This is a genomic window from Streptomyces sp. NPDC001822 (assembly GCF_042892135.1).
GTDB lineage: Bacteria > Actinomycetota > Actinomycetes > Streptomycetales > Streptomycetaceae > Streptomyces.
The window spans coordinates 72,061-86,964 of the sequence record NZ_JBIATW010000022.1 but is presented as its reverse complement, the minus strand read 5'-3'; the positions used below and the strand labels follow the sequence as shown (position 1 = coordinate 86,964).

General features: G+C 72.8%; 15 protein-coding genes. 7 read left to right on the top strand and 8 right to left on the bottom strand.

What is annotated here, in order from left to right; genetic code table 11:
- Positions 1–26: 26 nt before the first annotated feature.
- A complete protein-coding gene (locus tag ACFYY2_RS33050; RefSeq protein WP_388749955.1) occupies positions 27–473 on the top strand; it encodes an Lrp/AsnC family transcriptional regulator in 447 nt (148 codons plus the stop codon).
- On the opposite strand, the gene ACFYY2_RS33045 is transcribed toward ACFYY2_RS33050, so the two are convergent.
- The 3 genes from ACFYY2_RS33045 to ACFYY2_RS33035 all read right to left on the bottom strand — a co-directional run bounded on the left by ACFYY2_RS33045 (position 463) and on the right by ACFYY2_RS33035 (position 5,478).
- Entirely contained in the window at positions 463–3,546 is a 3,084-nt protein-coding gene (locus ACFYY2_RS33045) for an AAA family ATPase (protein WP_388749952.1), read from the bottom strand. The two genes, ACFYY2_RS33050 and ACFYY2_RS33045, sit on opposite strands and share 11 nt — an antisense overlap.
- Positions 3,543–4,709, bottom strand: a complete 1,167-nt coding sequence (locus ACFYY2_RS33040; RefSeq protein ID WP_388749987.1) for an exonuclease SbcCD subunit D — start codon at positions 4,707–4,709, stop codon at positions 3,543–3,545. Before ACFYY2_RS33040 ends, ACFYY2_RS33045 begins: the two co-directional genes overlap by 4 nt.
- 133 nt (positions 4,710–4,842) lie before the next feature.
- Positions 4,843–5,478, bottom strand: a complete 636-nt coding sequence (locus ACFYY2_RS33035; protein ID WP_388749949.1) for a YigZ family protein — start codon at positions 5,476–5,478, stop codon at positions 4,843–4,845.
- A gap of 82 nt (positions 5,479–5,560) precedes the next feature.
- Here ACFYY2_RS33035 and ACFYY2_RS33030 point away from each other — a divergent pair, with 82 nt between their 5' ends.
- The gene (locus ACFYY2_RS33030) at positions 5,561–5,977 is read left to right on the top strand and encodes a CoA-binding protein (protein WP_388749946.1); all 417 of its coding nucleotides are present in this window, start codon (positions 5,561–5,563) and stop codon (positions 5,975–5,977) included.
- A 93-nt stretch (positions 5,978–6,070) separates the two neighbouring features.
- Entirely contained in the window at positions 6,071–6,886 is an 816-nt protein-coding gene (locus ACFYY2_RS33025) for an aminoglycoside N(3)-acetyltransferase (protein WP_388749943.1), read from the top strand.
- A gap of 96 nt (positions 6,887–6,982) precedes the next feature.
- Here the strand turns inward: ACFYY2_RS33025 and ACFYY2_RS33020 are convergent, their stop codons facing one another.
- A complete protein-coding gene (locus ACFYY2_RS33020; RefSeq protein ID WP_388749941.1) occupies positions 6,983–7,567 on the bottom strand; it encodes a helix-turn-helix domain-containing protein in 585 nt (194 codons plus the stop codon).
- Positions 7,568–7,659: 92 nt separating this feature from the next.
- Here ACFYY2_RS33020 and ACFYY2_RS33015 point away from each other — a divergent pair, with 92 nt between their 5' ends.
- Entirely contained in the window at positions 7,660–8,526 is an 867-nt protein-coding gene (locus tag ACFYY2_RS33015) for an EamA family transporter (protein WP_388749938.1), read from the top strand.
- Positions 8,527–8,702: 176 nt separating this feature from the next.
- On the opposite strand, the gene ACFYY2_RS33010 is transcribed toward ACFYY2_RS33015, so the two are convergent.
- Entirely contained in the window at positions 8,703–9,455 is a 753-nt protein-coding gene (locus ACFYY2_RS33010; protein WP_388749936.1) for an acyltransferase, read from the bottom strand.
- A 146-nt stretch (positions 9,456–9,601) separates the two neighbouring features.
- On the opposite strand from ACFYY2_RS33010, the gene ACFYY2_RS33005 reads away from it, so the two are divergent.
- Positions 9,602–10,132 carry a gamma carbonic anhydrase family protein gene (locus tag ACFYY2_RS33005; protein WP_388749933.1) on the top strand — a complete coding sequence of 177 codons (531 nt, stop codon included), beginning with the start codon at positions 9,602–9,604 and terminating at the stop codon, positions 10,130–10,132.
- A 144-nt stretch (positions 10,133–10,276) separates the two neighbouring features.
- On the opposite strand, the gene ACFYY2_RS33000 is transcribed toward ACFYY2_RS33005, so the two are convergent.
- Together ACFYY2_RS33000 and ACFYY2_RS32995 are read right to left on the bottom strand one after the other, a co-directional pair.
- Positions 10,277–10,939 (bottom strand): DedA family protein, encoded by a 663-nt coding sequence (locus tag ACFYY2_RS33000; protein ID WP_388749931.1) that lies wholly within the window; start codon positions 10,937–10,939, stop codon positions 10,277–10,279.
- Between the two features lie 129 nt (positions 10,940–11,068).
- Positions 11,069–11,521, bottom strand: a complete 453-nt coding sequence (locus ACFYY2_RS32995) for a DUF4442 domain-containing protein (protein ID WP_329035275.1) — start codon at positions 11,519–11,521, stop codon at positions 11,069–11,071.
- Between the two features lie 94 nt (positions 11,522–11,615).
- Between ACFYY2_RS32995 and ACFYY2_RS32990 the strand changes: the two genes are divergently transcribed.
- Both ACFYY2_RS32990 and ACFYY2_RS32985 read left to right on the top strand, forming a co-directional pair.
- Positions 11,616–12,644, top strand: coding sequence for a hypothetical protein (locus ACFYY2_RS32990; protein ID WP_388749929.1), 1,029 nt, complete (start codon positions 11,616–11,618; stop codon positions 12,642–12,644).
- A gap of 69 nt (positions 12,645–12,713) precedes the next feature.
- Positions 12,714–14,024 carry an MFS transporter gene (locus ACFYY2_RS32985; protein WP_388749926.1) on the top strand — a complete coding sequence of 437 codons (1,311 nt, stop codon included), beginning with the start codon at positions 12,714–12,716 and terminating at the stop codon, positions 14,022–14,024.
- Here ACFYY2_RS32985 and ACFYY2_RS32980 read toward each other — a convergent pair.
- Complete coding sequence (locus ACFYY2_RS32980) at positions 13,986–14,831, bottom strand: spermidine synthase (protein WP_388749923.1); 846 nt, start codon at positions 14,829–14,831, stop codon at positions 13,986–13,988. The two genes, ACFYY2_RS32985 and ACFYY2_RS32980, sit on opposite strands and share 39 nt — an antisense overlap.
- Positions 14,832–14,904: the final 73 nt, after the last annotated feature.

The window sequence follows — 14,904 nt, the reverse complement described above, 5'->3', positions numbered from 1 at the left end:
GGGGATATCACTGTTGTCTGGTCGCCATGACCGAGTATTCCCCGGACGCCACGGACTGGCACCTCCTCGACGTCCTGCAGCGGGACGGACGTGCCTCCTTCGCCGAACTGGCCCGCGCGGTGGCGATGTCCCCGAGCGCGGTGACGGAGCGGGTCCGCCGTCTCGAGGAGGCGGGAGTGATCAGCGGGTACTCCGCCGTGGTGGACCCGGAACGCCTGGGGATGCCGATCCTCGCCCTGGTGCGCCTGCGCTATCCGAACGGCAACTACAAGCCGTTCCACGACCTGACGGACACCACCCCGGAGATCGTGGAGGCGCACCATGTGACGGGGGACGACTGCTTCGTCCTCAAGGTCACCGCCCGGTCCATGCGTCATCTGGAGGAGATCACGGGCCGGATCGGGACGCTCGGTTCCGTGACGACGAGCATCGTGTACTCCTCACCGCTGCCACGGCGGGCCATCAGCCGCTGAGCGACCCGCCCGCCCGGTGGCGCACCGCCGAACCGTGGCGCTCCTTCACCACTTCGAGCTGGGCGGGGATGCGGCGGCGCAGGTCGGCGACGTGGCTGACGATGCCGACACTGCGGTCCCGCTCCCGCAGGGAGTCCAGGACGTCCAGCACCTCGTCGAGGGTCTGGTCGTCCAGGCTGCCGAACCCCTCGTCGATGAAGAGCGTGTCCAGCCGTACGCCGCCCGCCTCGTCCGTCACGACGTCCGCGAGGCCGAGCGCGAGGGCGAGCGAGGCGAAGAAGGTCTCCCCGCCCGACAGGGTCGCCGTGTCGCGCTCCCGGCCGGTCCAGGCGTCGACGACGTGCAGGCCGAGCCCGGCCCGCCGGCCGCCGCTGCGTTCGTCGGAGTGGACGAGGGTGTAGCGGCCGGAGGACATGCGCTGCAGGCGGGCCGTCGCGGCGGCCGCCACCTGTTCGAGGCGGGCGGCCAGCACGTACGCCTCCAGGCGCATCCTGCGTTCGTTGTCCGCGGAGGTCCCGGCGGTCAGGCCCGCGAGCCGGGCCACCCGCTCGTACTCCTCGCGCAGCGGGCCCAGAGCGCGCACTTCGTCCGCCGTCCGACGCGAGAGCCGGCCGAGTTCGACGGTGCGCTCCTGCGCGGCGGCGTGGGAGGCCGCGCCCTCGCGCAGCGCCTTCACCGAGAGGTCGTACGCCGCCTGGGCGTCGGCGGGCGCTGCGGCCGGGCGCTCCGCGGCCTCCCTGGCGTCCTCCTCGGCGAGGCGGTCGGCGACCGCGGCGGCCTCCGTCTGCCAGGCGTCGATCCGGTGCTGGAGTTCTCGCTGCGCCGTGTCGTCGAGGACCTTCGCCGCGGCGGCCCGGGGGGTGTCGAAGCCGGCCCGGAACGCCGCGTCGGCGAGCCTGCCGTCCGCTTCCTTGAGGCGTTCGGCGGCGGTCTCCTCGGCGCGGAGCGCCTCCGCGGCGCCCGCGAGCAGCCGGGCCCGCCGGCCCAGCAGGCCGGCGTGCTCGGCGACCGTGCCGAAGGGGCCGCGCGCCTTCACCAACTCGGCTTCCAGCGCGCCCTGCTCACGGTCGAGGGCTTCCTTCTGTGAGGTACGCGCCGCCGCACGGCGTTCGGCCTGCCGGCATTCGTCGAGCCGTCCGAGGTGCTCGCGCTCGGCGGCGGCGAGGGCTTCGCGGGCCGCGTGCGTGCCGGCGGCCAGCCGGTGCGCCTGTGTGTGCTGCCCGGTGAGCAGGTCCACGGCCTCCTGGAGTGCGGCGACCGAAGAAAGGCGCTCGGTCTCCGGCACGCCGGGCCCGGGCCCCTCTCCGCCCGGATCGGCGGATTCAGCGGGGTCCGCGTCCCGGGCCGCTTCCGCCCGGGCCGCCGCGAGCCGTTCGCGCAGCACACCGAGCGCGCTCTCCGCTTCCGCGCGTGCCCGATCGGCGCTCCGGTGAGCGGTGAGGGCCGCTTCCTCCGTGGCCCGGTCCACGTGGCCCGCCGCCGGGCGGGCGGGGTCGGGGTGTTCGGCGGACCCGCACACCGCGCAGGCCGTCCCGTCGACCAGCCGGTCCGCCAGTTCCGCGGCGATGCCCTGGAGGCGCTGCTCACGGAGCCCGAGCCAGTGCTCGTGGGCTCCGACCGCGTGTTCACGCGCCCGCGCGAGGTCCGCCGCCGCCCGGTCCTCCTGTCCGGCGAGCGCGTCACGCCGGCGTGCCGCGTCCAGCCTCCCGCGGGCCGGGCCCAGCCGGCCCGCCAGCTGTTCCGCCCGGGTCGCCGCGAGTTGCGCGGCCTCCACACGGTCGGTGAGGCCTCGGCGAGTGGCGTCCCAGCGAGACAGCCAGTCCGCCGCCTCCTGGATCAGTTCGTCATCGGCGCGGGACTGCCTTTCGAGATCGGCCCGTTCGTCGTCGATCTCCGCGCTGCGGCGTTCGGCCCGGCGGGCGGCGTCGAGGGCTCCGATTTCCGCACGGATCCCCCGCTCCCTCTCGGCGAGCTCGTCGGAACCGGCGTCGGCGAGTCCGGCCGGGAGTCCGGCTCGGGACCGCTCGCGCTCCGCGACGGCGGAGCGGTGCGTGCGTTCGGCCTCGTCCCGTAGTTCGAGCGCGGGGACGACGAGGTCCGCCTTGCGCGCGCGGGTCAGCTGTTCGTGGCAGCGGTCGCGCTCGGCGCGGCGGTCCTCCAGTCCCGCGGCACGACGGCGGGTCTCCTCGTACCGCTGCTGGAGGCGGGCCAGTTCGCGCTCGGCCTCGAGTGCCTCACGCGCGGCCGCGTTCCTGCTCTCCGCTTCGTCCAGGACGCATCGGGCGACGTCGAGCCGTTCCCGGGCTCCGCTGCGCGCGATCGCGGCCCACTGGAGCACTCCCTCGGCCAGTCCCGGTTCGCCCGCGCGGTCCTCGGGGAGGTCCGTCTCGCCCGCGGCAGGTCCGGCCGCCTGCGCGATGCGCTGGGCCAGGGCGAGGATCTGCTCGTCGGCGGCCCTGACCCGGGCCTCCGCGGCCCGGCGGAGTTCGGCCAGGCGGTCTTCGACGGCCGCGAAACGGCGGGTGTCGAAGAGCCTTCCGAGCAGTTTGCCCCGCGCCTCGGCGTCGGCCCGCAGGAAGCGGGCGAAGTCGCCCTGGGGCAGCAGGACGACCTGGCAGAACTGCTCTCGGCTCATCCCGATGAGCGTGCCGATCTCCTCACCGATCTCCTGGTGCGAGCGGCTGAGGGCCTGCCAGCCCTTCTCGGTGGCGTACTCCCGCAGCAGGCTCTGGGCCTTCTCCGTCGTGAATCCCCCGCCGCGCTTCTTGGGGCGTGGCTGCGCGGGCCTTCTGGTGATCTCCAGGCGGCGTCCGCCGACGGTCAGTTCCAGGATCACCTCGGTCGGGAGACCGGCCTCGGCGTGGTCGCTGCGCAGCGAGGTGCCGGGACTCTGCCGGGCGCCGGGCACGGCGCCGTACAGCCCGTAGCAGACGGCGTCGAGGACGGACGTCTTGCCCGCGCCCGTCGGTCCGTGCAGCAGGAAAATCCCGGCGGCGGACAGCGCGTCGAAGTCGACTTCCTGGGTGCCGCCGAAGGGCCCGAACGCGGTCAGGGTGAGTTTGTGCAGCCTCAACGGGCCACCTCGTCCACCGCGTCGTCGACCCGCACGTCGTCGAAGGCGTCGCGCAGCACCGTCCGCTCCTGTGTGCTCGGGCCGCTTCCGCCGCGTACGTGGGCCACGAAGTCCTCCGCGATCTGCTGGTCGTCGCGTCCCCTGAGCCGCTGGGCGTACGACGCGAGGGGGTCCTCGGGGGTCCGTTCCGGCTCGAAGACGAGGCTGAGGGTGTGCGGGAAACGTTCGGCGAGTCTGGCCATGGGCTCGTCGGGGCGGGCGGGGTCGGTGAGGGTGGCCTCCACCCAGGACTCGCGGTGCCGTTCGAGCGCGGGGTCGTCGAGGAGGCCGGCCAGGCGTCCGCGCAGCCGGGCGAGGGGACGCGGTACGGGGCAGTCGATCCGTTCGGCCCCGATCTCACCGCCGGGGCCGAGATCGACGAGCCACATGGACTTGCGGTGCACGTGCTCGGAGAAGGAGTAGGCGAGCGGCGAGCCCGAGTAGCGCACCCGCTCCGTGACGGCCTGGGAGCCGTGCAGGTGGCCGAGCGCGACGTAGTCGACGCCGTCGAAGACGCCGGCGGGCACGGCGGCGACGCCGCCGACGGTGATGTCGCGTTCGCTGTCGCTGGGTTCACCGCCCGCGACGAACGCGTGGGCGAGGACCACGGAACGAGTGCCGGCCGGCCGGGAGGCCAGGTCCGCCCGTACGCGGTGCATGGCTGCCGTGAGGACGGCCTCGTGCCCGGCCTTCGGGGCGCCCAGCGTGTCCTTCACGAGAGCGGGTTCGAGATAGGGCAGCCCGTAGAACGCCACCTCGCCGTGGGTGTCGTGGAGCACGACCGGGGTGGCGCAGTCCGCCGGATCGGTACGCAGGTGAATGCCCGCCCGCGCGATCAGCCCGGAGCCGACACCCAGCCTCCGGGCCGAGTCGTGGTTTCCGGAGATCATGACCGTGGGTACTCCGGCGGCCGCCAGCCGGTGCAGCGCGTCGTCGAACAGCTGGACGGCCGTGAGCGGCGGAACGGCCCGGTCGTACACGTCACCGGCCACGACGACGGCCTCGACCGACCGCTGCCGCACCGTCTCCACGAGGTGGTCGACGAAGGCCGCCTGGGCGTCGAGCAGGGAGACCCGGTGGAGCGACCGGCCCAGGTGCCAGTCCGAGGTGTGCAGGATCCTCACCACGTCACCCCGGCCTTTTCGCCCCGCATGTTCCGTTTCCTTCGCCCCCGGGGACCCCACGGGTCCCGCCCTCCGCCGGCCGCGGGATTCCGCGCCGGGCCGACCACGCTAGTGCCGTGCGGCTCCGGACACCTCATCCGTCCCTGACGTCCCCGTAGGCCTCGCCACCCAGTTCGAGTGTCGCGGAGCCTGCGGTGGCGTCCGCCAGCCAGCTCCTGAAGGCGTCGACCTCGGCGTCCGGGAGCCCGATCCCGAAGGTCACGGCCTCCGCGTACGTGACGTCGTGGACGGCGTGGCCGCTCGCGCGCAGATCGTTCTCCAGCTTGCCCGCCCTGTGATGGTCCACCGTCACGCTGGCGAGCCGGAACCGGCGCCGGGTGACCGTGCCCAGAGCGTCGAGCGCCTCCCCCACCGCACCCCCGTACGCGCGGATCAGTCCGCCCGCGCCGAGTTTGACGCCGCCGAAATAGCGGGTGACCACGGCCACGGTGTACCGGACGTCACGGCGCATGAGCATCTGCAGCATCGGGACGCCCGCCGTCCCGCCGGGCTCGCCGTCGTCACTGGCCTTCTGCACCGAGGCGTCGGCGCCGATGACGTACGCGAAGCAGTTGTGGTTCGCGGTGGGGTGCTCCTTGCGGACGCGCGCGACGAACTCCTGCGCCTCTTCCTCGGTGGCGGCGGGAGCGAGTGCGCAGAGGAAGCGCGATCGGCTGACCTCGGTCTCGTGCACACCCGCGCGGGCGACGGTGTGGTACTGCTCCTGCATCCGCCCACCCTATGCGCCGGTTCCAACACGCCGTTCACCCTCCCGTGGGGAATGGTCCGGCGTCACCGTCCGTTGTCCGGGCATGTACGCAGACGATGACACGATCCGCAGGATTCTCCAGGACACGGGCGACACCTGGGCGGTGGTCGGCCTGTCCGGAAACCGCTCGCGCGCCGCGTACGGGGTGGCCGAGGTCCTCCAGCTCTTCGGGAAGAAGGTGGTGCCGGTCCACCCCAAGGCCGAGACGGTGCACGGCGAACAGGGATACGCCTCGCTGGCGGAGATCCCCTTCCCCGTCGACGTGGTGGACGTCTTCGTCAACAGCGAGCTGGCCGGAGCCGTCGCCGACGAGGCGGTGGAGGCGGGAGCGAAGGCAGTCTGGTTCCAGCTCGGCGTGATCGACGAACAGGCCTGCGCGCGCACTCGGGCAGCCGGGCTCGACATGGTGATGGACCGCTGCCCCGCGATCGAGATACCCCGCTTGCGGAGCCGCGCCTGACCGCTCCGCGCGCTCCCCGCGCGCGCCGCGGGCATCCGTCTCTCCGTGTTCGCCGGGTAGGCGTGGTGTCGCAGCGGGTCACCGGCGTGGAGAATGTGCGCCGTGACACGGCATCTCCTGCTCACTCGCGACGGCGCGGCCACCCAGTTGCGCGAGCTCGGCGTGCGGCGGGGCGGCGTCCTGCTGGTGCACGCCTCGATGCGCTCGGCCGGTGCGGACGCCCGCTCGATGGCGCATGCGCTGCTCACGGCCCTGGGCCCGGGGGGCACGCTGGTCGTCCCGTCCTTCACGCCGGAGAACTCCGACACCTCGCGCTCCTACCTGGACCGTGTGCGGGGTCTCGGCGAGGAGGCGCGCACGGCCCTGCGCGCGGCGATGCCGCCGTACGACGCGGAGACCTCTCCGGCACCGGCCATGGGGGCACTGGCGGAGACGGTGCGGCTCACTCCGGGCGCCGTGCGCAGCGCACACCCGCAGACCTCGTTCGCGGCCCTCGGTCCCGCGGCCGAGAAGCTGATCACCGGCCACCGCCAGGACTGCCACCTGGGCGAGGACTCCCCTCTCGCCCGGCTCTACGAGTCCGATGCCCAGGTCCTGCTGCTGGGCACGGGCTTCGACAGCTGCAGCGCCTTCCATCTCGCGGAGTACCGCCTGCCCGCGCCGCTGCCCAGACGCGCCTACCGTTGTGTGGTCGCGCCCGACGGCAGGCGCCGCTGGTGGGAGTACGAGGACGTCGTGCTGGACGACGGCGACTTCGCGGCCCTCGGCGACGACTTCCTGCGGGAGGACCGCGCGGGATCGATCCGGTCCGGCACGGTGGGCTCGGCGAGCAGCCGCCTCTTCGGTATCCGGGCGGCGGTGGACTTCGCCCAGGGGTGGCTCGGGCGGCATCGGCCCGCGCCGCGGTAGTGCCCCGAGGGGCCCCGGCTCACTCCGGGAGCCCCCGGGCGCGGCGCACCTGTTCTCTCGGCTCGCCTGTTCCGGCGGCTCACCTGTTCTGGCGGCTCACCTGATCTCGCGGCGCACCGGCGGGATCGCCACCGCCATGGTCATCTCGGCAGGCTCGGCACCGTCGTTGCGGTAGCTGTGCGGCACATGCGCCTCGAACGTCGCCGATGTCCCCGCCGGTACGGCATGCGGCTCACCGTCCACGATCAGCGTCAACTCGCCGGCCGTCACGTGGAGGAGTTCGACCGTGCCCTCGGGGTGCGGGTCCGAGGTGCTGGCATCGCCCGGCATGAGGCGCCAGGACCAGAGTTCGATCGGCCCTCGGGCCTCGGTGCCGACCAGGAGCGTGGTCGAACTGCCCGCCTCCGTCGACCACATGCGCACCGCCTGGTCCTCGGGCACCAGTCGCACCTGTGAGCCCTGCTCGTAGTCGAGGAGGGTCGTGATGCTGACCCCCAGGGCGTCGGCCAGTTTCACGGTGGTGCCGACGCTGGGGTTCGTACGCGCCTGCTCGATCTGGATGATCATGCCCCGGCTGACCCCCGCCCGGGCTGCGAGGGCGTCCAGCGTGAACCCACGCTCACCTCGCCAGCGCTTGAGGTTGCGAGCCAGCGACTGCGTGAGCTGATCGAGGTCAGACACATTCCGTCCAATATTTTGGATGACAGAGTCGAAAATACTGCACTACGGTGTGGTGCACCCACCGACCACGGCACTGTACTGCGAGGCGCACGATGACAGCCCTGTTCGCCCTGGCCACGAGTCTGCTGTGGGGTCTGGCCGACTTCGGCGGCGGTCTGCTCACCCGGCGCACGCCCGCCCTGACCGTGGTCGCCGTGTCGCAGTGCATCGCCGCCGCCGTGCTCGGCACCGTCGTGCTCGCGACCGGAGCCTGGCACGAGGCCGGGGGACGGCTCTGGTTCGCGGTCGCGGCGGGCGCCGTCGGGCCGGTGGCGATGCTGAGCTTCTACAAGGCCCTGGCACTGGGCCCGATGGGTGTGGTCTCCCCGCTCGGCTCGCTCGGGGTGGCCGTGCCGGTGGCGGTGGGTCTGTTCCTCGGCGAGCGGCCGGTGGCGCCCCAGTTCGCCGGCATCCTGATCGCCGTCGCCGGGGTGGTCCTGGCCGGCGGGCCGCAACTGCGCGGAGCGCCCGTGCAGCGCCGGGCCGTCGCACTGACGCTGCTGGCCGCCTTCGGCTTCGGTGCCGTGATGACGCTGATCGCGCAGGCCTCCACGACGGTGACCGGTCTCTTCCTCGCCCTGTTCGTGCAGCGCGTCACGAACATCGCCGTCGGCGGATCGGCCCTGTACGTCTCGGTCCTCCGGGGCGGGCGCGCGCTGCCGGAGGACGGTGGCCGGCACACCGTGCGGGCCGCACTGCCCGCACTGGCCTTCGTCGGGCTGGCCGATGTGGCGGCGAACGGCACGTACGCGGTCGCGGCGCAGCACGGCCCGGTCACCGTGGCCGCCGTCCTGGCGTCGCTGTATCCGGTCGTGACGGCACTGGCCGCACGGGGTGTTCTCGGGGAGCGACTGCGCGGGGTCCAGGCCGCGGGCGCCGTCCTGGCTCTGCTGGGGACGGTCCTGCTGGCGACGGGCTGAGGCACGGCCGACGGGCACGGGCACGTGGCCGGGGCCGGGACATCGGACGGACCAGGCAGGAGTCCCAGTGGTTCCGGGGGCAGGAGTCCGCGCGGTCCCGGGGCAGAGGTCACCGCGGTCCCGAAGGCAGAAGCCCGCGCGGTCCCGGGGCATCAGCACCCGCGCGTGCCCCGGGATCAGCTTTCCGTCGCCGGCTCCTCCAGCAGGAGCGCCACGGCCTGGAGTTGTTCGGGCGTGACCCCGTCCGGGATGGGCACGGGTGCCGGCGTACGCAGCGGCGGCTGCCACCCCTGCTCCGGGTCCCAGCTCCGCACCACCCTGGCCGGAGCACCGGCCACCACCGCGTGATCGGGCACCTCGCCGCGCACGACGGCTCCGGCCGCGACGACGACGTTCCGGCCCAGCCTGGCACCCGGGAGGATGACCGCTCCGGTGCCGATCCAGCACCCCGGCCCGATCGAGACCGGCTCCATCCGCGGCCACTGCTTGCCGACGGGCTCGTGGGGGTCGTCATAACTGTGGTTGGTGGAAGTGATGTAGACGTACGGGCCGCAGTACGTGTCCGAGCCGATCGACACCGTGGTGTCGGCGATGACATGACTGCCACGGCCCAGCACGACACCGTTGCCCAGCGTCAGGATGGGTTCGGAGCCGAGGTCGAGGTCGGGCATGAGCCCGGCGGTGAGTGTCACCCGCTCACCGATGATGCAGTGGTCGCCCAACTCGATCCAGGGCTCCCCGAACACCGTCCCCTGCGGAAACGCGAGCCGGGTGCCCGCACCGATGCGGCCGAACCTCAGCCGCCCGGGGTGCTGAGCGGTGACCGCACCGGTCTCCTGCGCCCAGGCCCAGACACGGTGGACGGCGCGGGACGTGACACCACGGCGAAAGCGGGCCAGGGAGGAGAACGTGTTTCGGTTCTTCGGCACCCGCTCACGGTAGCCGCCGGTCCGGAGCGGGTCCGCGCGACGAGCTGTGACGTTCACCCCACCTCACCGGGCAGGTGGGGCCGTCCATTACGGTTCGTCCGGAGCAGGGGCGCCGAGCGCGCCACATTCCGGCGGAGGAGCAGGCGATGGCAGAGCAGGCGTTGGTCACCGGCATCGGCGGCAGGGAGCCGCGCATCGACCCGGACGCCTTCCTCGCACCGACGTCCGCCGTCGTCGGCGAGGTGTCGCTGGCCGCGGGCTCCAGCGTCTGGTACCAGGCGGTGCTTCGCGCGGACTGCGGCCCCATCTCGCTCGGGCCGGACAGCAACATCCAAGACAACTGCAGCGTCCACACCGACCCCGGCTTTCCGCTGACCGTGGGCGCCCGGGTCTCCGTCGGCCACAACGCCGTGCTGCACGGCTGCGTGATCGAGGACGACGTGCTGGTCGGCATGGGGGCCACGGTGCTCAACGGCGCCCATATCGGGGCGGGTTCACTGATCGCCGCGCAGGCGCTCGTCCCACAGGGGATGCGGGTCCCCCCGGGCTCCCTGGTCGCCGGCGTACCCGCCAAGGTGAAGCGGCAGCTGACCGATGAGGAGCGGGAGGGCATCGCCTTCAACGCGGCCGGCTACGTGGAACTGGCGAAGGCGCATCGAGAGGCGCACCGGAACTGACCGGGGCGGAACTGCCCCGAGTGGGACTGACCCGGGTGGAACAGACCTGGCGGAACCGACCGGGTGGAACCGCCCGCGCCGGAAGCGGCCCGGCGAAGGCGTCCCGGATCCGGCCGTCGGCGCCCCGGGCGTGAGCGACCGGTCTCAGTCGGCCGCCGACACCGCGTCCGGTTCGCGTGCCGGTGCCTGACGGTCGGCCTGTTCGGCGGCCTTCTTGGCCCGGTTCTTCAGCACGAGCATGGAGACCAGGCCGATCAGCACGGCCACCAGCAGCCCCAGCCACGAGAACCGCTTGAGCCATGCCTCGGCGACGACGCCCACGGAGTAGATGACGGCGGTGGTGCCGCCGGCCCAGACGATTCCGCCGAGCACGTTGGCGATCAGGAACTTCCAGTACGGCATGCGCAGGACGCCCGCCAGCGGCCCCGCGAAGATCCTCAGCAGTGCGACGAAGCGGCCGAAGAAGACCGCCCACATGCCCCACTTCTCGAAGGACCGCTCCGCCAGGGCGATCTGCGGCTCCCCGAAGTGCTTGGGGAACCTGCCGCCGAGCCATGCGAGCAGCGGGCGGCCGCCTCTGCGGCCGATGGCGTATCCGACCGAGTCGCCGATGATCGCGCCCGCCGAGGCGCAGGCACCGAGCACCACCGGGTCGATGTCGCCGTGCTGCGAGGCGAGGAGAGCCGAGCTCACGAGGATGATCTCGCCGGGCAGTGGGATACCCAGGCTCTCGAGCCCGATGACGACCCCCACCAGGAGGTAAACGCTGACCGCGGGTACGGTCTCCAGCCACTCCTGGACGTGCATCGCCGGTCCTTCCCGTCATGAGTCTGTCGCCGTGCACCGCAAAGGGTGCACGGCGGGCAGCCTACCGGTCCGGCGGGCGGGAGCGGCCTTCGCGGCCCCCGGGCAGGAGCGTGCGGGGGCGGTGCCCCGTCAGCGGTTCGGACGCAGGGTCCAGACCACGCTCATCTCGCTGGTCACGGCCCCGTCGGCACGCCGGATCTCGACGCTGACCGGGAATTCGGGCCGCTTGCCCTCGTCGAGCTCGGCCACGACGTCGGCCGCCGGGCGGCCCAGTACCGCGGTGGCGGTGAGATCGCCCATGGCGACCTTCTTGAACGCCATCTCCGTGGTCACGGGCAGCGGGACCGCCCGCGCCATCTGGTCTCCGAACGCGGCGACGACGATCGCGCCGCTCGCCGACTCCGCGAGGGTGAACATCGCTCCGGCGTGCGGCCCGCCGAGGTGGTTGTGATAGTCGGCCTGGTCAGGAAGTGAGAGGACAGCGCGCTCCGCGGTCGTCTCCAGATACGTGATGCCGAGGGTCCGGACCATCGGGACGCTCGCGGACAGCATGTCGCCGACTGTCGTCTCTTGAGTGCTCATGACGGTGACGTTACTAGCGAGTAGCAGGCTTTGGCCATCCCCTCTCAGGGGCGCCCGTAGCTAGGGACGCCCCTCCCCTCTATGGTTACTGGCCATGTGGCCAGGACAGCAGCCGCCCGGGGGCGAGCAGAACCCGCAGGACCAGAACCAGAATCCGTACCAGCAGCCGGGGTACCAACAGCCGAATCCCTATCAGCAGCCGGGATACCAGCAGCAGGGTCAGCCGGGCTACCAGCAGCCCAATCCGTACCAGCAGCCGACCGTTCCGCAGTACGCCGTTCCGGGTCAGCCCGGCGGCCCGCGGCCCGACGACAAGAGGAAGACGGCGATCGTCGCCGTCGTGGCCGCCACCGCGGTCGTCGTCGCGGCGGTGGTCACGGGTGTCGTGGTCATGAACAAGAAGAACGACGAGGGCGGGCCGACGGCCGACGGCAAGATGTCCGAGTCGCCTTCGGCGAAGCCGTCCGACACGGCCTCCTCCCCCGCGGCGAACCCGCGCGGCGGCGAGGACAGCGCGCCCACCGTGCCGGGCTGGAAGGTCGTGACCAACCCCAAGTGGGGCACCCAGTTCGACGTGCCCGGTGACTGGGAGGTCGCGGGCACCGGAGTGTTCTCCGGCTTCGAGGACGAGAAGAACCCCACGGGCCCGCCGGCCGTCGGCTTCTCCGCGCCCGCCCACTACAAGAGCAAGTGGTGCATCGACGACGCGGACAAGGACGGCACCAAGGAGGACACCGGCCTGGCCGGTGTCGGCACCAAGGGCGGCCAGGGCGCCAAGAGCACCGACGAGGCGGCGAAGAACGAGGCGGCCAACTGGGTCTGGGCCGCCTACGCGCAGGGGGACCCCAAGAACAAGGTCAAGATCGGCGAGCCCAAGCCGTACACGACCAAGTCGGGCCTCTCGGGGAGCGTAGCCACGGCCACCGCGACCGGGCTGGCGAACAAGGACAAGTGCGACACCGACGGCAAGTCGATCGCCTTCACGTTCAAGAACGCCAAGGACGAGTTCGCTTCCTGGATCCTCTACGCCAACGCCGGGGTCGACGACGAACTCCCGGACGCCACCATCCAGAAGATCCTCAGCACCGTACGCCTGGCGGAGGGCACCGCGAGCCCCTCCTGACCTCCGGCTCCAGGCACCCGCGGGCCCGCCCATTTGGCGGCAGGGGGTCGCGGCGGGGATAGTCCCTTGGTGACTTCCCCCGCCTCTTCCCCCGTTCCCGCGCGCCGCGCCCCGCGGGGAAACCGCAATTTCGGTCTGCTGACCGCCGCCGCGATCATCACGAGCCTCGGAACCAGCGGCGCTCTGATCGCGGCGGCGTTCGCGGTTCTGGAGTCGGGCGGCGACGCCGGCGACGTCGGTCTCGTCGCCGCCGCACGCACGGCGCCCCTGGTGCTGTTCCTGCTCATCGGCGGCGCCGTCGCGGACCGTATCCCGCGTCACCGGGTGATGGTGGCCGCCAACGCGCTGAACTGCGTCTCCCAGGCCGTGTTCGCCTGGCTGGTCCTCACCGGCTCCGCCGAGCTGTGGCACATGATGGTGCTGACGGCACTCTGCGGTACCGGCCAGGCGTTCTTCGGCCCGGCGTCCGAGGGCATGCTGATGTCCAGCGTCGACGGCGAGCACGCGGCGCGGGCCTTCGCCCTTTTCCGGATGGCGATGCACGGCGCGGCCATCGGCGGGGCGGCGCTCGGAGGCGCCATGATCGCGGCCATGGACCCGGGGTGGGTGCTGGCCGTCGACGCCGCGGCGTTCGCGGTCGCCGGTGTGCTGCGGGCCTTCCTGGACGTGAGCCACATCCCCGGGCGGGCCGCGGGCGGGGGGCTGCTCTCCGATCTGCGTGACGGCTGGCGGGAGGTCGCCGGACGCCCCTGGCTCTGGGCGATCGTGCTCCAGTTCAGCGTGGTGGTCGCCGTCGTGGGTGCGGCGGAGGCCGTCTACGGACCGCTGGTGGCGCGGGACCAGCTCGGCGGTGCCCGCCCCTGGGGGCTCGCACTCGCCGCGTTCGGCGTCGGCACGCTGGGCGGGGCGCTGCTGATGATGCGCTGGAGACCGCGACGGCTGCTGCTGGCCGGGACCCTCTGCGTGTTCCCGCTGGCGCTGCCCTCCGCGGGCCTCGCGATCCCCCTCCCGGTGGCCGGGCTCTGCGCGGTGATGTTCGTGACCGGCGTCTCCATCGAGGTGTTCGGGGTGTCCTGGATGACCGCGCTGCACCAGGAGATCCCGGAGGAGAAGCTGTCCCGGGTGTCCGCGTACGACTGGTTCGGGTCGGTCGCGATGGTGCCGCTGGCCACGGCGGCGGCCGGTCCGGTCGAGTCGCTCGTCGGCCGCAGCGAGGCGTTGTGGGGCTGCGCGGTGCTGATCGTGCTGGTGACGGCAGGCGTGCTGCTGGTTCCGGACGTACGGAATCTGAAGCGCCGCGGCACGGTCAAGGGCATCGGGTCGCCGGCCGCCGCCCCGGAATCAGCCGATGCTGAAAGCCCCGTCGGGCGGCTCGGGTGAGGCGACGGCCTCGCTGTCCCGCACCGGCCTCGCCCCGTTGAGGAGTCGCTTCAGCGACGCACCGTGCTCCACCCTCGCGGGGAAGGCGTCGGCTGCGCACAGCCGGGTCAGCGACGCGATGTCGAGCGGCGCCCGGGAGGCGAGCAGCACGGTGTTTCCGAAGCGCCGGCCGCGCAGGACGGCCGGTTCGGCGATGAGGGCGAGCTCGTCGAACACCTCCGCGAAGTTGGCCAGTTGCGAGCGGAGGAACGCGAAGGGGGCGCTGTCGGCCAGGTTGGCCGCGTAGATCCCGTCGGCCCGCAGGACGCGGGCGGCGGACCTGGCGTACTCCGCGGACGTCAGGTGGGCGGGCACGCGCGCGCCTCCGAAGACATCGGCGATCAGGAGGTCGGCGGAGTCCTGCGGCGCCTTTTCGAGCCAGGCCCGGGCATCGGCGGCGTGCACGGTGACGCCGGCTCCGTCGGGCAGCGGCAGGTGCTCGCCGACCATGGCGACGAGCCCGCCGTCCGCCTCGGCCACGTCCTGGCGTGAGCCGGGACGGGTCCGCGCCGCATAGCGCGGCAGCGTGAGCGCGCCGCCGCCGAGGTGCACGATGTCCAGCGGGACACCGGGGGCGGCGGCACGGTCGACGACGTGGCCGAGCCGGCGTACGTACTCGAATTCCAGGTGCGCCGGGTCGTCGAGGTCGACGTAGGACTGCGGGGCGCCGTCGACCGTGAGCAGCCACGCCCGGTCCCGGTCGACGTCGGGCAGCAGCCTGGCGGTGCCGTGGTCGGTGTCGCGGATGACGGGTATCGGCTCGTTCACTCCCCCATTGTGACGTGCGCGGGAGCGGCGGCTGCCCGCGTCCCCGGGGCGGGGACGCGGGCAGCCGCGGACG